Source organism: Aeromicrobium sp. UC242_57 (assembly GCF_044452305.1).
GTDB lineage: Bacteria > Actinomycetota > Actinomycetes > Propionibacteriales > Nocardioidaceae > Aeromicrobium.
Genome location: NZ_JBIOAM010000005.1, coordinates 25,960 through 44,013 on the forward strand (window position 1 = coordinate 25,960; position 18,054 = coordinate 44,013).

General features: G+C 67.1%; 14 protein-coding genes, 3 pseudogenes and 1 riboswitch. Of the genes and pseudogenes, 10 read left to right on the forward strand and 7 right to left on the reverse strand.

Annotated elements, in window-relative coordinates:
- Window positions 1–24: 24 nt before the first annotated feature.
- From ACHMWU_RS21560 to ACHMWU_RS21600, 9 genes and pseudogenes are all read left to right on the forward strand, one after another.
- Window positions 25–1,398 (forward strand): annotated as a pseudogene (locus ACHMWU_RS21560) (ABC transporter transmembrane domain-containing protein); the annotation flags it as partial.
- Between the two features lie 260 nt (window positions 1,399–1,658).
- Window positions 1,659–3,263, forward strand: a complete 1,605-nt coding sequence (locus ACHMWU_RS21565; RefSeq protein WP_396047105.1) for an ABC transporter ATP-binding protein — start codon at window positions 1,659–1,661, stop codon at window positions 3,261–3,263.
- 219 nt (window positions 3,264–3,482) lie between these two features.
- Window positions 3,483–4,160, forward strand: coding sequence for a histidine kinase N-terminal 7TM domain-containing protein (locus tag ACHMWU_RS21570; protein WP_396047107.1), 678 nt, complete (start codon window positions 3,483–3,485; stop codon window positions 4,158–4,160).
- Window positions 4,157–4,627 (forward strand): GGDEF domain-containing protein, encoded by a 471-nt coding sequence (locus tag ACHMWU_RS21575; RefSeq protein WP_396047109.1) that lies wholly within the window; start codon window positions 4,157–4,159, stop codon window positions 4,625–4,627. The genes ACHMWU_RS21570 and ACHMWU_RS21575 overlap by 4 nt, the downstream gene beginning before the upstream one ends.
- A 13-nt stretch (window positions 4,628–4,640) precedes the next feature.
- A riboswitch (cobalamin riboswitch) is annotated at window positions 4,641–4,823 on the forward strand.
- Between the two features lie 56 nt (window positions 4,824–4,879).
- Window positions 4,880–5,877, forward strand: a pseudogene (locus tag ACHMWU_RS21580) (ABC transporter substrate-binding protein).
- Window positions 5,878–5,909: 32 nt separating this feature from the next.
- Window positions 5,910–6,939 (forward strand): annotated as a pseudogene (locus tag ACHMWU_RS21585) (FecCD family ABC transporter permease).
- Complete coding sequence (locus ACHMWU_RS21590) at window positions 6,936–7,697, forward strand: ABC transporter ATP-binding protein (RefSeq protein ID WP_396047111.1); 762 nt, start codon at window positions 6,936–6,938, stop codon at window positions 7,695–7,697. Before ACHMWU_RS21585 ends, ACHMWU_RS21590 begins: the two are co-directional and overlap by 4 nt.
- The gene (locus ACHMWU_RS21595) at window positions 7,694–8,338 is read left to right on the forward strand and encodes a (2Fe-2S) ferredoxin domain-containing protein (protein ID WP_396049160.1); all 645 of its coding nucleotides are present in this window, start codon (window positions 7,694–7,696) and stop codon (window positions 8,336–8,338) included. Before ACHMWU_RS21590 ends, ACHMWU_RS21595 begins: the two co-directional genes overlap by 4 nt.
- Before the next feature lie 111 nt (window positions 8,339–8,449).
- The gene (locus ACHMWU_RS21600) at window positions 8,450–8,764 is read left to right on the forward strand and encodes a hypothetical protein (RefSeq protein WP_396047113.1); all 315 of its coding nucleotides are present in this window, start codon (window positions 8,450–8,452) and stop codon (window positions 8,762–8,764) included.
- A gap of 89 nt (window positions 8,765–8,853) precedes the next feature.
- On the opposite strand, the gene ACHMWU_RS21605 is transcribed toward ACHMWU_RS21600, so the two are convergent.
- From ACHMWU_RS21605 to ACHMWU_RS21625, 5 genes are all read right to left on the reverse strand, one after another.
- A complete protein-coding gene (locus ACHMWU_RS21605) occupies window positions 8,854–9,594 on the reverse strand; it encodes a hypothetical protein (protein WP_396047115.1) in 741 nt (246 codons plus the stop codon).
- 611 nt (window positions 9,595–10,205) lie between these two features.
- Window positions 10,206–11,246, reverse strand: coding sequence for an ABC transporter permease (locus ACHMWU_RS21610; RefSeq protein ID WP_396047117.1), 1,041 nt, complete (start codon window positions 11,244–11,246; stop codon window positions 10,206–10,208).
- Window positions 11,247–11,255: 9 nt separating this feature from the next.
- A complete protein-coding gene (locus tag ACHMWU_RS21615; RefSeq protein ID WP_396047119.1) occupies window positions 11,256–12,770 on the reverse strand; it encodes a sugar ABC transporter ATP-binding protein in 1,515 nt (504 codons plus the stop codon).
- Window positions 12,771–12,909: 139 nt separating this feature from the next.
- Entirely contained in the window at window positions 12,910–15,111 is a 2,202-nt protein-coding gene (locus ACHMWU_RS21620) for a N,N-dimethylformamidase beta subunit family domain-containing protein (protein WP_396047121.1), read from the reverse strand.
- Window positions 15,112–15,142: 31 nt separating this feature from the next.
- Window positions 15,143–15,898, reverse strand: coding sequence for an SDR family NAD(P)-dependent oxidoreductase (locus ACHMWU_RS21625; RefSeq protein ID WP_396047123.1), 756 nt, complete (start codon window positions 15,896–15,898; stop codon window positions 15,143–15,145).
- 721 nt (window positions 15,899–16,619) lie between these two features.
- Here ACHMWU_RS21625 and ACHMWU_RS21630 point away from each other — a divergent pair.
- Entirely contained in the window at window positions 16,620–16,841 is a 222-nt protein-coding gene (locus ACHMWU_RS21630) for a LuxR C-terminal-related transcriptional regulator (RefSeq protein ID WP_396047125.1), read from the forward strand.
- Here ACHMWU_RS21630 and ACHMWU_RS21635 read toward each other — a convergent pair.
- Together ACHMWU_RS21635 and ACHMWU_RS21640 are read right to left on the reverse strand one after the other, a co-directional pair.
- Window positions 16,838–17,494, reverse strand: a complete 657-nt coding sequence (locus ACHMWU_RS21635) for a zinc-binding dehydrogenase (protein ID WP_396047127.1) — start codon at window positions 17,492–17,494, stop codon at window positions 16,838–16,840. The two genes, ACHMWU_RS21630 and ACHMWU_RS21635, sit on opposite strands and share 4 nt — an antisense overlap.
- Window positions 17,464–17,913 carry a hypothetical protein gene (locus tag ACHMWU_RS21640; protein WP_396047129.1) on the reverse strand — a complete coding sequence of 150 codons (450 nt, stop codon included), beginning with the start codon at window positions 17,911–17,913 and terminating at the stop codon, window positions 17,464–17,466. Before ACHMWU_RS21640 ends, ACHMWU_RS21635 begins: the two co-directional genes overlap by 31 nt.
- Between the last annotated feature and the right edge of the window lie 141 nt (window positions 17,914–18,054).

The following is an 18,054-nucleotide window of genomic DNA, read 5'->3' on the forward strand; positions in this document are numbered from 1 at the left end:
CTCGCGGGAGCCACGACGGCTCGGATGCTCCACCAGGTGGCAGAAGCCCTCGTGCCGGTCGCGATCGGTGTCACGGTCGACCAAGCCATCGCGCCGCACGACCCCCTGGCCCTGGTGTGGTGCCTGGCTGCCATCACGGCGCTCTTCCTGGTCCTGACGACCAGCTGGCGGATGGGGACCCGGCTCAGCACGAGCGTGTTCTGCTTCGGCGAGCACGCCTTGCGGCAGCTGCTGGCCGCCAAGGTCCTGCACCCGCTGCACAGCGGCACCGGTCGAGGACCCGGCCGGGTGCTGAGCATCTCGACGTCCGACACCCGTCATACCGCGGGACTCTCCTGGGTCATCGTCGAGCAGCTCAGCGCCCTGGCCGCCCTGCTGACCGCGACCGTCTCGCTGCTGCTCATCTCGTGGCAGCTCGGAGCCACGGTCATCGTGGCCACAGCAGCGTTCATGGCAGCGATGCACTTCGTCACCGCGCCGCTCGAACGTCGCGTGCTGCACCAGCAGGCGGCCGCTGCCGAGGCCGCTCACGTCGCGGCCGACCTGATCACCGGGCTGCGAGTCCTGAAGGGCATCGGTGCCGTGGACACTGCCTCGACTCGCTTCCACCAGGTCAGCCGCTCCTCGCTCGACGCATCGCTGTCGATGGTGCGGGCCAGGGCACTGTTCAACGGCGTCTCGCTCGGCCTGTCGGGCGCCTTCGTCGCGGCGATCGCCTGGCTCTCCGCATCGATGGCAGCCAGCGGGAGCATCAGCGTCGGTCAGCTGATCACGGTCGTCGGCCTCGCGCAGTTCATCAAGGATCCGATGACGACGCTCGCCTTCCTCAGCGCCGAGGTGCGCGAGAAGCGCGCCGTGGCCGGCCGCCTGTCGGCGATCCTCGCCGAGGACGACGACCTCGACCAAGGTGCGGGCGACCGCTTGGTCGCACGGCCCGCCTCAGAGGGCGACCTGGTCAGGTTCACGATCCAGAGCCGCGACGACACGTCACGAACCGTGACCGTCGCCCCCGGCGCGGTGATCGGCATCGCAGCAGGACCGAGAACCGCACAGCGACTCGTCGACCTGCTCGCCTACCGACGACCGCTGTCTCGTGGCGAGCTGCTCGTGCGCGGTCGCGATGCCATCGACCTGGGGCCTGAGGAGGTGGCCCGGCAGGTCTTCGTGTCCCATCACGGGGCAGCGGTCTTCTCGGCCAGCGTCCGCGACAACCTCGCGGCCGTCTCGGTCGACGACGACCTCGTCGCCGCTGCCGCGCTCGACGAGGTGCTGGAGCATCTCCCCCGCGGCCTCGACTCGACGATCGGCGAGCACGGACGGACCCTGTCGGGCGGGCAGCGCCAGCGACTGCTGCTGAGCCGGGCGCTGCACCAGCCCCAGGCGGTGCTGGTGCTGCACGAACCCACATCGGCGGTCGACTCGGTCACCGAGGCGCGCATCGCCGATGCGTTGGAGCACCTCCACGGACGCACCATGGTGCTGATCACCACGAGCCCAGCACTGCTGGCGATCTGCCACGACATCATCGACCTCGAAGGCCTCCCGAGTCATGCCTGCGCTGCCCGGAACCGACCCCAGCCGCCACCCACCACCTTCCGGTGGCAGACACCAGGACGACCTGGCGTCACGCGATGCGCGTCTTCGGCCGTCGCAAGCCGATGCTCGTCCTCCTGCTGGCCACCCTGCTGGCTGGTTCGTCCGCCGGGCTGGCGGTTCCTGCGCTCCTGGGATGGATGGTCGATGCCGTGGACCGCGGCAACCCACCGGCCACTCTGGCCTGGGGTGCCGCTGCCCTGCTCACCGCAGGCTTCCTCACGGCGGTGCTCAGCAGCGCCAGCACCATCACGATGGCGCACATCGGCCAGAACGGTCTCGCCGACCTGCGCGAAGAGGTGTTCGCCACCGCGACGGCTCGGCCGTCCGAGACCCTGGAACGGGCAGGTTCGGGAGACCTCCTCTCACGGGTCTCGCACGACGTCGAGGTCGTCAACGAGGCCATCGGATCGATCCTGCCGACCTTCATGTCAGCGGCGTTCACGGTGGCGCTGACGATGGCGGGGCTGGGGGCGATCGATCCTCGTTTCGCACTCGCGGCGCTGCTGAGCACCCCCATCCACTGGTTCGCACTGCGTCGGTTCCTGCGGGCCTCGGGGCCGCTGTACCGCGAGGTGCGGGTGGCCGAGTCCGAGCGCGGCCAGCGCCTGCTCGAGGCGACTGCAGGCGCTGACACCGTGCGGGCCCTCGGCCACTCCCAGCAGCACCTGGCACGCATCGGACGTTCTTCGGTCAGGGCCATCAGGCTGGTGCTGTCGACCGTGGTGGTCCGCACCCGGTTCCAAGGGCGCCTCAACATCGCCGAGCTGGTTGGCCTGTGCTCGATCCTCGGTGTCGGCTACTGGCTGGTCGGCAACGGATCGGTGAGCGTCGGTGCGGCGACCGCGGCAGCACTGTTCTTCCACCGCCTGTTCGGACCCATCGGCGCGATCCTCATGAACATCGACGATCTCCAGCTGGCTGGCGCGGGCCTGTCCCGGCTCGTCGGCATCATCGATGGCGCGTCAGGCCTCGATCCGTCGTCCGCCCCGGGGCCCGCCCGGACGGCGCACTCCGATCGAGCATCGGGGATCGAGCTGCGCGGAGTCAGTGCCGGATACCTGCCGGGCAAGGACGTGCTGACCGGGCTGGACCTGCACCTGCGAGCCGGTGAGCACGTCACCCTCGTGGGCGCCAGCGGAGCCGGAAAGACGACCCTGGCCCGTGTCATCGCCGGCAGCCTGCAACCAACCGCCGGAACTGTCAGCTGGCACGGCGTCCCGTACGGATCAGCCCACGACGCCCCCGGCCTGGGGCGCAGCAGCATCCTTGTCAGCCAGGACGTGCACGTCTTCTCCGGCACGATCGCCGACAACCTGAGGCTCGCAGCTCCTGGAGCGAGCGACGACGCACTGCACGCAGCCCTGACCGCGGCGGGTGCCGACTGGGTCGCCGAGCTTCCCGCACGGACTCGCGACTCTCGTCGGCGGTGGCGGACTGGAGCCACCGGCGACCGGGCACAGCACCTCGCCCTGGTGCGGGCACTTCTCAGTGACCAGCCCGTCGTCGTCCTCGACGAGGCCACCGCAGAGGACGGTTCGATGTCGTCGCACGTTCTCGAGCAGGCCGCCGTCACGGTCGCCCGCAACCGTACGACCGTCAGCGTCGCGCACCGGTTGAGCCAGCAAGCCGCGGCGACCGGATCCTCGTCATGGAACACGGCATCGTGATCGAGGACGGGCACCACGACGGCTGCTGGAGCGCGACGGTCACTATGCGCACCTGTGGCGCGCGTGGGCGCAGGACCGTTCCTCGATCGCCCGAAGCCGCCGCACCTGAGGCACTACTCACCCCAAACAGCACCCATGACGGGCTTGGCGCGCCTAGTGTGATCAGCACACTCCCCCGCTCACGACCCCACTCCCACTCCCGACTCCCGGAACCTGGGCATGTCTGATTCACAACTCCTGATAGCGCTGCTCGTCAGTACAGCGCCGCTGCTCTGCGTCGGCGTGTGGTCATGGACGCGCGACCACACGTCGTACGTCGGTCGGCTGCTGCTGTTCGGCATGACGGCGACCGTCGTGTGGGCGTTCTCGCTCGGCCTGCTCGTCGAGTCCGGCGACTCGATCGTGTTCGGCCTGATCTGGCTGCCGTCGGTGACACTCACCGCCACGGCGATCTTCCTGCTGGCCAAGGTCGCCAACGACCCAGCCTGGCGACCCGGCCGATGGTTCGCGGTCGCCGTCGCCGTCGAGTGCCTCACCTCCGCGGCGCTGACCGCGACCAACGACCGACACCACCTGGTCTCGCAGGACCTCGCGAGCTCGCACATCGAGTACGCGTGGGGTTTCGGCTTCCACGTCCTGTTCTGCTTCATGCTGCTGAGCCTCGCCGGTCTCGAGATGAGCCGCAGGACCTCCGACCCGTCCCCGTGGATACGCAGCTTCGCGGTCCTCGTCATGACCTTGGTCGTCGCGACCTGCACGGTGCAGGTCCTGCAGATCCGCATCAGCCAGACCTTCGCGGCCATCGCGCTGATCGCCTTCGCCTTCGCGGCTCATCGGGGCGGGCTGGGCACCGCGATCCTGCCCTCGCGCAGGCCTTCGACCCCAACGACCCGGTGACCGGCGTGCTCAGCAGGCGGTCGATCGAGCAGCACCTCACCCGGCTCGCCGGCCGCCGCCCCGAGCTGTGCCACGTGCTGGTCGTCGACGTCGACCGGTTCAAGGGCGTCAACGACAGCTTCGGCCACCTTGCCGGCGACCAGGTGCTCGCAGCCGTGGCCACCCGGCTCTGCGGGCACGATCCGCGGCTGACGCTCGGACGCTGGGGAGGAGACGAGTTCGTCGGTGTCCTGCGCGGTCTCGGCGCTGACGAAGTCGGCCTGATCGCCGACGACCTGACGGCTGCCTGCGCGTCATCGCCGGTCGCCGTCGCCGATGACACGCACGTGGCGATCTCGGTCAGCATCGGGGTCGCGCCGTGCGACGGCGATGACTGGCACGCCTGGGTCGCGAAGGCCGATGCAGCCATGTACGCGCGCAAGGACCGGGGCAGCGAAGACACCACCTGGTACGACCGCCGCCGCTGACCATGGGTGACGCTGCTAGATTGCCGATGCCAGTCAACTCAGCAATGAGCCAGGGAACCCGGTGAGAATCCGGGACTGACGCGCAGCGGTGAGGGCGACGGGCGGAGCAACGAGGCCACTGGACCAACCGGTCTGGGAAGGCGCGCCGTCCGGATGACCCCGAGTCCGAAGACCTGCTGGCCGCAGACATCCGTCTGTGTCACCCGCCCACCAGGCTTCGCGCAAGAGCCTCCGGACTCGAAAGAGACCCAGATGACGACCTCCCGTCGCACCACCCTGTTCCCTGCCCTCCTGACTGTCGCAGCGCTCTGCCTGGCCGCCTGCGGCGGAGCACCCGACTCGGAGAAGGCCACCGCGGCCGACTCGGCCGACTACCCCGTGAAGGCCACGGCTTGCGGCTTCACCAGCACGATCGATGCGAAGCCACAGCGTGCCGTGACGATGAACCAGGGCGCCACCGAGGTGGCCCTCGCCCTGGGACTCCAGGACCAGCTCGTCGGCACGGCCTACCTCGACGACTCGGTGCCCGACAAGTGGAAGACCGCCTATGACTCGGTCGACGTCCTGTCGAAGGAGTACCCGGACCACGAGACCCTCCTTGCGGCGCGGCCCGACTTCGTCTATGCCTCCTACATCAGCGCCTTCGACAAAGAGGTGGCCGGAGCTCCTGCCGAGCTCGCGCGAAGCTCGACATCGGTTCGTACAACTCGCCCCTCGGCTGTGGTGACGACAGCCTTCCCGAGCTCTCGTTCGACACCGTGTGGGACGAGATCGACACTGTCGCGACGATCTTCGGTGTCCCGGACCGGGCAGCGACCATCCGTGCCGAGCAGAAGAAGCTGCTCGACGGCCTCGCCCAGCAGAAGGCCGGCGACGGGGTCGACGTGTTCTGGTTCGACTCCGGTGACAAGACCGCACTCGCCGGGGCCGGAGAGGGCGGCCCGCAGCTGATCCTCGACGCCGTCGGGGCCACCAACCTGTTCGCCGACCTCAAGGGCGGCTGGGCCGACGTCAGCTGGGAGAAGGTCGTCGCAGCCGATCCCGACGTCATCGTGCTCGGCGACGCCAGCTGGTCGTCGGCCGCCGACAAGATCGCCTTCCTGCAGAAAGACCCCGCACTGAGCAAGCTCGAAGCCGTCAAGGAGAAGCGGTTCGTGGTGCTGCCCTACTCGGAGAGCACGCCGGGCGTCCGTCTCGCCGACGGCGCCCAGACAGTCTCAGACGGACTCGCCGCACTCGACCTCGGCTGATGCACCAGCAGCAGAACCGACCGCGGCCGACCATGGCAGCGGGTGCGGCTGCGCCGTTCGTGCTGCTGCTCGTCGCCCTGGCCGCGACGATGGTCATCGCCCTGGGGATCGGCGCCGTCTCGATCCCCGTCGGGACGGTCGTCGACGTCGTCCTGCAGCGTCTGGGGCTCGGCGTCGACGTGCCGCTCCTGGACGATCAGATCGTGTGGCAGCTGCGGATGCCGCGGATCCTCGGTGCCGCTGCCACCGGCGCCGGCCTCGCGATCTGCGGCGCCGTGCTGCAGTCGCTGACCCGCAACGACCTCGCCGACCCGTACCTGCTCGGCATCTCCGGCGGTGCCACGGTCGGCGCCGTCAGCGTCATCGTGCTCGGGGTCAGCGTCGCGGGCCTGATCTCGGCCGCCATGATCACGCTGGGCGCGTTCACCGGTGCGCTGGCGTCCTTGGTGCTGGTCCTCGTCCTGGCGACCGGACGGTCCGGTGCGCTGCCACCGGCCCGCACCGTGCTGGCGGGTGTCGCGATCGGCCAGATCTGCGCCGCCTACACGTCGTTCGTCGTGATCATGAGCGGCGACCACGACGCCGCTCGCCGGGTGCTGCAGCTGGACGCTGGGATCATTGGCCGGCCTGCGCTGGAGCTCGGCCCTGTTCCTGTGCGTCGTCGCGCTGCTGGCCGTCGTCCTGATCATGGCCTTCGCTGCCGACCTCGATGCCTTCGCGTTCGGAGAGGCTTCGGCCGGCTCGCTCGGCGTGTCGATCACGACCACCCGCTGGACCCTGCTGATCGGGACCGCGCTGCTGACTGCGTCGCTCGTCGCGTTCACCGGGGCGATCGGCTTCGTCGGTCTGGTCGTGCCGCACGTCGTCCGGCTCGTGTGGGGTCCGCTGCACCGCCGGCTGCTCCCGCTCAGCGCGCTCGTCGGGGCCATCCTGCTCGTCTGGGCCGACACCATCGCGCGGTCCCTCGTGTCGGGGCAGGAGATCCCCATCGGCGTCGTCACCGCGGTGATGGGTGCCCCCGTCTTCGCCTGGCTCCTGCGGCGCGAAGGGCGTGAGGCATGAGAGTCGCCGTGGACGATGTCACGTGGGGAGTCAAGGACCTGACGATCCTGCACGACGTGACTGCCGACTTTCCGGCCGGCAGCGTCACCGGTCTGATCGGCCCCAACGGCTCTGGCAAGACCTCCTTGCTGCATGTCACGGCCGGACTGCGCCGCCCCACCCGAGGCACCGTCAGGGTCGCCGACGAGGATGTGCACGCCTGGTCGGCCCGCACCCGTGCGCGCCGCATCGCGCTGCTCGAGCAGCACTCGTCGACGTCTCTCGACCTGACGGTCCGTCAAGTCGTCGAGCTCGGTCGTATCCCGCACCGGGGCCGGTGGCCGGGGCGACTCGACGAAGGCAGCGCGCAGATCGAGCAGGCCCTCAAGGCCGGTCGGGTCGACGATCTCGCCGATCGCAGGTGGCAGACGCTGTCCGGTGGTGAGCGGCAGCGTGTCCAGCTGGCCCGGGCGCTCGCGCAGGAACCGTCGCTGCTGATGCTCGACGAGCCGACCAACCATCTCGATCTGCGGCACCAGATCGACTTCTTGTCGACCGTGCGGGATCTCGGCATCACGACGATCGCCGCACTGCACGACCTCGACCTGGCGGCCGCGTTCTGCGACCGGCTCGTCGTGATGCGTGGTGGACACGTCGTGGCGAGCGGGCCGGTCGAGTCCGTCCTGACTGCCGAGCTCGTCAACGACGTGTACGGCGTCCGCACCACGATCGAGCAACATCCCACCGCGAATCGATGGAACGTCGTGTGGCACCGATGAGGCGGGTCGTGCTCGTCGGCATGTCGATCACCGAGGCCAATCAGCGTGACGCTCTCCACGCGCGTGCCAGCGCCGAGGGAGCGAGCGTGGCCTTCCTGCAGGTCGGAGAACCCTCGTTGGTCGCCGAGCTCACCCGGTTGACCGACACCGGCGCGACGCACATCCACCTCGAGGCTGTCGATCTCGGCACACGTCGCACCGCACGTTCGTGGCTTCGACGGGTGGCAGCCCACTGGCTGCGCCAACGTGACGACAGCCCCGTCGTCACGATCGGCGAGTCAGAGGTCACCGGCACCGAAGCGCCTCTGGTCTCGCCGGCCTGGCAGGACGTGCCGTCGCACGCCCGCCACGTCCTGGTGTGCCGCGGACCGCGGTGCTCAGCTCGAGGCGCCGACCGGACATCAGCGACGATCGACCTGTCCTTGAACGAGCTGGGGCTCGGCGATGACGACGTCCTGGTCACCCAGACCGGTTGCCTGTTCCCGTGCAACAACGCCCCGGTGGTCGTGGTCCATCCCGATGACGTCTGGTACGGATCGGTCGACGAGGCAGCGGCCCGGCGCATCGTCGTCGAGCACCTGCAGGACGGTGCACCCGTTGCCGACCACAGACTGCCGCGTAGCCCCGGTCGACCGGGCTGACACTGCCCCGCCGTGCTCGAGCTGGCGAGCTTACTTCGCCCGAAGGATCCGGGTCGACGGCTCTTGCCCTTGACCGCACCGCCACCGGAGTAGACGATCCGCAAGGTGTGCTTGCCCTTCTTGATCGTGATCATGCCGATCGGCGCAGACACACCCTTCGCCTTGATCACGACGATGGCCTTGGCGTTCGCGCGCGGATGTACCTCGCTCTCTGCAGGCCTCATCGATCCGGCCCAGTTGCCTGACTCCCTGACGCTCGACATCCTCCGCGGTGTGGCTCGGGGCAAGAGCAATCGCGAGCTGGCGCTCGAGCTGCACATCTCGGTACGAACGCTGTGCCGCACCCTGGCCGCGGTGCGCGAGCTGTGGCGTGTCGAGGCCACGATCGAGGCCGTCGTCATCGCGGCCCGACTGGGCCTGATCTGAACGTGCAGCGAACATGCAGCGGCGGCCATGGCAGCAGGACGAGCGTCCTGTACGGATAGTCGTCTTGCCTCCAGGCGGAGACAAGACGACTATCGCCGACTGACGGGCTGGTCGATCGCGCCCAGCAGCCAGGCCAGGTCCTTGACATTCCCGAACAGCTGCAGGACACCGGTCTCGCCTAGGTAGTCATTGCCCACGGTCTTCGTGCCAAACACCGTCTCCGCCTCGGCAACCGGCACAAGCGGCGGCAGCTGATACGCATCAGTCTGACCGTTCCGGTAGTAGTCGGTGACGGGCGCAACAATCGAATCGGGCACGGCGAAGTCCTTCGTCAGCACTGCCTCCGGGATCAGGGTCTGGAACGGCACGTCCACACCGTCCTTGATCGCTGCCGCCATCGCCATCAGGTACTGCCCCCAGTGCGAGACGAACATATCGCCCTGCGCGACCCAACGCGGGTTGTCACGCAGCTGCTTGAGCGCCTCTTCAGAACCCCCGAGACCCGCCGTGTAGGTTCGATCGGCGCGGCCAGCCTGCTCGACCGCCTGCCACGCGCCGAGGGTCGAGTCATCCGCGACGGAGTAGAGGATCAGGTTGCGTTCCTTGGGGATTCCCGACAAGGCGCGACGTACTGCGTCATAGGACGGGGCGCGCTGCGCCTGACCGTCGACCTGAACCATCGACGACCCGATGCTCGCGGTTGTGGTCTTCAGGTCGCCGACGTTTTCGATCGTCTCCAGACCCGGAACCCAGTTGGTGATCTCCTGATAGAAGTAGGCGTTGCAGTTGTTGATCTGCTCGCCGAAGCTCGGCGCGTTGACCAGCAGCACTGTCGTGTCGTCCCCTGTCCAGCCTTCTTCCTTAGCAACGGTGCCAACGGCCTTGGCAGAGTCCGTGCACAGCGAGGATTGCTCAGGTTGAACCACGAGCAGTAGTCCTTGCCAGGGGTGTTGACCGCAATGCACGGAATGCCTGCCTGCTTGTACATCCGCTCGATCGATCCGTAGACCCCTTCGATCGGGTTGTACGAGAAGACGAAGTCGGGCTTCGCCTGGGTGATCAGACGCGCGTTCTGTGACACCGTTGCGGCATCCAGCTTGTTGTCGTAGGTCTCCAGCGAGACGCCAGTCCTCTTCGCTGCCGACTTCACACTGTCACGCATCGTGACGTAGAGCGGTGCCGCATCCGTCGCATTCGTGTAGGCCATCGACAGTCCTGCCACCGGGTTGTCGATGGCACCGGCATCAGCATCGTCCAGATCGTCGCCACCGCTTCCACAGGCTGCTAGGACGATCAGGGACAGCGCGCTGGCGAGCATCGCGGCAGCACGGCGAGGAGCGCGGCGACTCCGGGGTGGGCGTATGGGCAGCATGATTCCTCCAAGGGGTGGTGGGATAGACATGAGGGGAAGCGTGTAGTCGGTCGCGAGCAGCCCACCCGATCAGGCGATGCTGCGCATCGCCGTCGCGCGCACGCGACTGAAACCGACCGCAACGAGCAGGACAGCGCCCGTCGCCATCTGCTGGTAGAAGGTCGAGACGTGCATCAAGGTCAGCCCGTTCGCAAGCACACCGAGCACGAGGACGCCAGCTGCGGTGCCAAGAGCGCCGCCAGCCCCGCCGAGCAGAGATCCGCCGCCCAAGACAACCGCCGCGACGGACAGCAATGCTGCATCGCTGCCCAAGTTTCCGTCGCCGGCCAACAACTGACTGGCAAGAATGACCCCGCCCAATGCCGCGAGCGACCCGCTCAGGACATACGTGCTCGTGGCCAGAGCGTCGACACGCATTCCGGCCAGACGGCTGGCCTCCCGATTGCCGCCCAGCGCGTACAGTGCACGCCCATATGTCGTGTAGCGGAGCACCAATGCCAGCACCACCGTCGCCGTCGCCGCGAGCCATACCTGGTTCGGGACCCAGAACAGGTTGGTCTCCGCCATGAACCCTGCTGACACGTTGTCGATCGGGACGCTCTGCCCGTCGACGATGGTGAACGCCAGACCGCCAGCTATCGACAAGGTCCCGAGCGTCGTGATCAGCGGATTGATTCCGCCCCACGTGACGATGATCCCGTTCACGGCACCCACGACGCCGCCCACGAGGACAGCCGCGACGATGGCAAGGACGATCGCCATGTCGCTGTTGACGAGGGACGCGAAGATCACGGCGGACAGCGGCGCCACGCCGGCGACCGAGAGATCAAAACCTCCGGCAATGACGACCAGCGTCTGCCCGAGCGAGACGACACCGATGAAGGCGATACTGGTCAAGATGCCCTCGACGTTGTCGCCCGTGAGGAACCGCGGTGTCAACGATGCGAACACCAGCACCAGCACGATGAGAAACGCTGCAATACCGAACGATTGGATGAGATGAGATCGGACGCGAGAAGCTGCTCCGGCGGCAGCCTCTGCGGACGTCGCATCCGGCCTCGGCACGGGCGAGCTGGTGGACAGGTGCTCTTCGTGAGTCTCGATGGTCACGTGGATCTCCTAGGCTGCAGCGTGGTGGACGGCGTTGTCTTGAGTGATGTCGACGCCGGTGAGCTCCGCGACGATCTCGCCGTCGCGGATGATCAGCAGACGATCGCTGACGTCGACGGCCTCTTCGACGTCAGAGGTCACGACGAGGACGGCCGTACCGGAATCAGTCAGCTCGCGCAACGTCTCGTGGATCTCATGTCGTGCGCCGATATCGACGCCTCTGGTCGGCTCATGCACGACCAGCACGGCCGGCTCGGCAGCAAGTCGACTGGCCAACAGCACCTTCTGCTGGTTGCCTCCCGATAGCTGCCCGACCGGCTGAGCCAACGATGAGTACCGCAGGCGGAAACGTGTCGAGTACTCGTGTGCCACCCGAGATTCGTCGGCAGTGCGGATCACTCCCCACCGAGCCAGCTTCTTCAGCACGAGCATGGCCGACGACGTGCGGATCGACTGTCCCAGGACGAGCCCATCTCGTTTGCGATCGGCCGGCACGTAGGCGATACCGCATGCGATCGCGTCACGAGGGCTTCTGAACACGGAGCGGCTCGTGCCACCGAGAGTGACGGTGCCGCTCAGCCGCGGAGCCCGGCCGCCGAGGCCGCTGGCCAGCAGCTCCGAACCCGAGCCACGGATACCGTAGACCCCGAGCACCTCACCATGACGTAGCTCGATCGAGAAGTCACGGAGGCCTGGGCGCCCCGGTGCCTGCCATCCGTCGAGACTCATGATGGTTCTACCGATGGTTCTCGACGAGTCGCGTGCCAGCTGCGGAACGGCGTCCGTGCCCAGCATCTGTTGGATGAACTCTGCCTTCGTCGTGGTCGCCGGTGACTGCGAGAACACCAGCTGCCCGTCTCTGAACACGTCGATCCGATCGGCATGCCTGCTGATCTGGTCCAGATGGTGGGAGATGATCACGACTCCGATGCCCTGGTGCCGCAGCTCGGCCAGTGCCCGGTACAGGTTGGTGGCCTCATCCTCGGTCAGAGCCGCGGTCGGCTCGTCCAGGATCAGCAGGCGGGACTTGCGCCCGAGCGCCTTGACCAGCTCGACCATCTGCTGCTCGGAGACGCCGAGCTGCGACATCGTGGCAGTCGGTTCGACCCACATGCCGAACTCGCGCATCAGGCTTGCCGCGGCCTTCTCGATACGCGCACGGCTGGTGAAGCCACGGCGTCCCGGCAGACGGTTCAGCATGATGTTCTCGGCGACGGTCAGACCCGGCACGTAGGCCAGCTCCTGGGGAATCAGGGCGACACCATGCTGCAAGGCGTCACGCGGCGAAGCGAACGACACGTGCTTGCCCACCATGACGATGCCGCCACCGTCAGACGTCTCGATGCCGGTCAGAACCTTCGCGAAAGTCGATTTGCCTGCACCGTTCTCACCGATCACCGCGACGCACTCGCCCGCAGCGATCGTGAACGTCGTCGGCTTGAGGGCGAGGTTGCGACCATAGCGCTTGGAGACACCTTGGGCTGCGAGGAGCGGGGTTTCTGACGGTAGTTCTGTTGCGACCACGACAGGTCCTTCCGAGTACCGGCCGGCACGGTGCCGGGGCGTCCTGTTGAGCGTAGTTAGAGGTTTTGGCCTGCAATATCGGTCAAAATGCGTATTTCGCACCCCGCCCTGATCGGCACCGGCCCCCCGTCGGGCGCGATCAGCTGTCGCGTCGCGCGACGAACGCCCTCACGACGTTCTCCGTCATCTGTGACACACCGTTGCGAGTGTCGTCGTGCAGCAACGAGCCCGACCAGGCGATCGATCCGGTCGAGAACACTTCTCCGCCGCCCGGCGTCGTGAAGTACACGATGTCCGCACGCACCTCGGGGTCTTGCTGCCCTCCGCCGTGATCGGGCAGGTTCATCGCGATCTCCTCGACCACACGCTGGTAGAAGTTGGAGTGCCGCCCGCTCGATGTCGCCAGCACTGCCGCATGGTGCGGGGTGCCGAGTGCCCGGTCGACCCGGTCGACCTCGTCACCAGCGGCGCCACCCATGACCGCCCCGTACGCGCCGATCGGATCTTCGTCGACCTTGTCGAAGATCCAGGCGTGCTCTGGGGCTGACGCCACCTCGAGACGGTCGTACGGCTCCGACCTGCCCCATCCTTGTGCCGCGAAGCCGACACCTGCGAGCGCCTGGGGCGCACGTCCACGATGACGCCACAGCCCGCCCGGCAGACCGGTCGACATGAGTGAGACCTCCCCGGGATAGGACTCCCAACACCGCACGCCTGCCATACCGCGTCTGATCTCGACGACAAGCGGATCGTCACTCAGTACGCCGGTGACCCAGTACCACCCGTTGCCGCCCAGATACATGAGCCCCCCACCGTTGTCGCGATACTCGGTCAAGGCGTCCAACATCTCCTCGGAGGTGTACTCCGGATGCGATCCCGAGATGACCGCCGAGTAGTCCGCGATGTACGCCGCCCCTCTGGCATGAAGCTCCTGATCGGTGATGACATCGACGTCGATGCCCCGTCTGGCACACCATTCGATGAGGTACATGTCCGCCGAGAACGCCCGTCCGGCGTTGAGCAGCCACATGCGGTAGCCGCGTCGCATGTTGACGATGTGGCGCCGTCCCGCCGACAGCATGACCCCACTGCCGTCGGTGTGGTGGTCGTACATCGACAGCCCGAACGAGGTATCGCCGACATGAGCCAGGTCCTCCGCCGAGATCGAGACGTCCTGATCGGTCATGGCGCTGGCATCGAGACCGCTGAACAGGGCCTCGTTCGCATAGGCCAGATAGGTGAACGTTGGCAGGACGACAGCGACCTTGTGCCGCTCGTCGCCGACGCGCGGCACGACCGTGATCGGCACTGTGTCCGATCCGCTCCCGCTCTCGACGACAATGCCGTAGACGCCGCTCTCGAGATCGTCCGGCAGGGTTGCTTGCACTGTTTGCTGCCACCCTGCGTCCACGAGGTCGGTGGAGTGGAAGTGCGCGGCCGCGTACTCGTCGGGAGCCGCGTTGAACTCCAGCACCCGGCCCGTGAACAATCGGCCGGTCACTCCACGGGACGGGCCGTTCACCAGGCGTCCGACAGGCTGTCCTGGCGCGAGGGGGATGGCAGCGGTCGGGTCGCCACCATGACGGAAGGCCAGGTCCCATCCCGCGACCAGCGGTAGATCAGCAAGGTCGAGCGTCCCGCGCGCGATGGCCTGGACCTGGCGGTCGTCCAAGGCGGAGGCCAGCACGAATGGCCGCTCTATCTTGCCGGTGAAGTGCTGCTCGGCCGTTCCTCTCGCGCAGCCGCCGTCGGTCTCTACACGCGTTACTCCTCTGGCTCCAACAGTGACCGGGCCAGTGAGATCGATCTCGCGCTCGCTGACAGCTTTCCGGCTGTGCGTATGAATGCCGCGCAGCTCGGACAACGGCACCGCTGTCACGCTCGCCTCGGTTCGGTCGATCTGCGCCACCACCAGGTGCCATTCGTGACCGACGAGCCGCTGTCCGGTCACCAGGGTCTCGCCGCTCTCGAGGACCGGCCTGCCGTCGTGCAGCTGTAGTGCGAGACCTCCGGCGGACACGAGCGTCTGAACCGGGGACGCCGCCATGTCGCCTGACCAGACAAACGCCCCGAACGACAGGCTTGTGGTGGCGGACGGAGCATCTATCCCTGGGAGCCCGTGCAGGAACGAGCCAACACAGGTGGCCTGGGGCGCGACTTGGTACGACCCCGCTGCCTCCCACGCCACGTCGTCGTCGAGCGTCGTGTCCGTCGCGCTGGAGCTGCGCATCCGGATGAGGCGAACGTCGATCGGGCCGACGGCGTCGACGTGAAGACTGAGACGCCCGCCCCGCTCGTACGAGAAGCGATCGGTGTAGGCCCGGACAGGTAGCGATGCCATGAGTTCTCCTGGTCTCGTGATGTGGTGATGGTCAGACGGGTCCGGCCGCGAGATACCCACCGTCGACCGGCAGGTTGACTCCGTGGACGTAGTCGGCGAGCGGTGAGGACAAGAACAGGACGGCGTCCGCGATCTGCTCCGGACTGGCCCACACCCGGGCGGGGACCGCAGCAGCGATCGCGGCCTTGGTCTCGGCGTCGTAGATCTGCGTCAGCTCCGTGTCGGTGAACCCCGGCAGGACGGAATTGACGTTGATCCCGCGGGCCGCGTTGTCGAGGGCAAGCTGGCGGGTCAGATTGATCCACAGCCCCTTCGACGCACAGTAGGCAGCGAACCCGGGGTTGCCGACCATGCCCGAGACAGAGCCGACGATGACGACCTTGCCAGTCCGTCCTTCGCTGGCCATGTGCCGGATGGACTCGCGTGCGCAGTAGAAGATTCCGTCGACGTTGACGTCCATGTGTCGGCGCCAGTGCGCCTCATCGCTGTCCTCCGCCGACGCTGGCTCGATGACAGCCGCACTGAGCACGGCAATGTCGAACCCCCCACCGGCAATGATCTCGTCGAACAACCGCACGGTGTCGTCATGCCGAGAGATGTCGAGCGCGCGGTGAGTGATCCGCGCCGAGACATCTGCGGGGCCAGCGAACGCTGCTGTGTGCTCGCGCCGGGACACCGTGACGACGTCGGCACCTGCCTGCGCCAACGCGTAGGCCGAGGCCCGCCCGATGCCAGTGGCACCGCCCACGACAACTGCCCGCTTGCCGTGCAGGTCGATGTTTCTCATCACGTGTCCTTCCTGATCGGTCGACCTGCGAGCCGTCTCGCGGGTTCGCCCGTGGTCGCCGAGTCTAAGAACGCCGAGCCGACGCGCCTATCGGTCGGAATACGTATCTCGACCCAGGAGCCGATGCTCAAGAAGATGACCAGATCGATTTACGGTAGAAACATTAGTCCTATAGATTGGGTGACGTGGATCACCTTTCAGAACACGACACGTTGACCGTCGCTTCCGAGACGCGCACCTCCGTCCGGTGCCGACACCTGGCCGAGATCATCCTGCTTCGCTCGCAGGCAGACGCCGTCGGCCTCATGGGCATCTCCCCCGTCGACGGCACACACTTCCCGATGCTCAATGCCAACTACGCACCAGAGACCTTTCAGCACCACTCCTCGAGCCGGTACGTCAAGGGGCAGCCAGGAGTCCGGCAGATCCTTGGACGCCCCGGCATCATCCACTGCTGGGAGGACATACCCCACTTTCGCGGGAGCTTCGAGGCCACGACGGTCTACCAGCCGGCCGGCTACAACAACGGGATGTCACTCGTCCTCGCGGCGTCCTCCGGCCTCCCCGTCGGCGTGCTTCACATCAGCACTCGCTTCGACACCGTCGACACCGAGACCAAGAACCTTGTGGAAGCGGTACAACCACTCCTCGCCGAGTGGGCCGCGACGATGGGCAGGTTCGAGCTGGCCAAGCCAGCGCTCGCGAGACCGAGGTGCTTGCGATGCTGCGGGACGGACTGTCAAATGCCGAGATTGCCCACACCTTGGTGCTCTCGCCGCGAACTGTCACCACACACGTCGAGCACGTCCTTCGCAAGCCGGGGCCAGCAACCGCACCGAAGCCGCAGTCCTCGCCGAACGATTCGGACTCGAACGCGTTGACGACGGCCGCCGCGCCTCGGCGTGAGACAGAGGCGTGGCGGCCGCCCACACGTCGCGCCTAGACCTCGAGCTCCGCGATCTGCAGCAGCTGCTTGCCGAGATTCTTGCCGTCGAACAGCCGATTCATGGTGTCGACGGCATCCTCGACGCCACCTCGTTGGACATCGTCGACCGAGACCAGCTCACCGGACCGTACCCAGGCGGCCAATCGCTGTGCTGCTTCGTCGAACTGGTCGACGTAGTCGGTGACGATGAACCCCTTGACCTGGCAGCTGCGCACCGTGATGGTGGACAGATTGGTGGGACCAACAGGGGTTGCTTCGTCGGAGTACCCGCTGGAGACTCCCCCGCACAACACCACGGTGCCGCGCTGCGCGATGTTCGCGATCCCAGCCTGGAGCATGGGGCCGGCCACATTGTCGTAGAAGACGTCGACACCACCTGGCGCCAAGTCGGCAATCCTTGTCTCGACGTCCTCTCGACGGTAGTCGATTGCCTCGTCGAAGCCCGCGACTTCCGTCAGCCACCTCGCCTTCTCCGGGCCGCCCGCGGTCCCGATGACTCGCGCACCCGCAAGCCTGGCGAGCTGCCCGGCCACCGAGCCGGTTGCCCCCGCCGCCCCCGAGACGAGCACGACGTCGCCCGGCCGGGGCCGACCCAGATCGAGCATGCCGAAGTAGGCAGTCAGGCCAGTGGTCCCGAGCACTCCGAGCATCGCAGTCGGCGGATCCCGTCGGGGATCCTCGTGGCTCTAGGCACACCGACGCACTCGTCACCGATGTGGTCCAGCCGCACCGAGGAGCTCCACTCCGCCTGCGCCAACACGTACTCCTGCCAGCCGAAGTTTCCAGCGACCAAGGTGCCGACAGGAAATCCGCCCTCTCCGGCCTCGACGACCTGCCCCACTCCGTGCCCGCGCATGACGCCGCCCAACGGGACGGGCGGCGCATAGGAAGGTCCGTCATTCATCCAGCCCCTCATGGCCGGATCAAAGGCCAGCCAGACCACACGTACCAGGATCTGCCCCGGCCCGGGCGGGAGCGTCGGCACGTCCTCCGGCGTGAAATCGTCCATCGTGGCGGTCCAGGTCGGTCGGCGGGTCAACAACATCCGTCGGTTCGTGAAAGTAGACATAGGCTCATCGTAACCTAAGGACTATTAAATGAGCCTTTGTTTCTATTGGTGAATGTGAGACGATCTATGGACTACAAAATGAGCCATTACTCGCGCGCGCTGGCGAAAGGATCCGCCGTCAACACCTCATTGCCTCCTGCC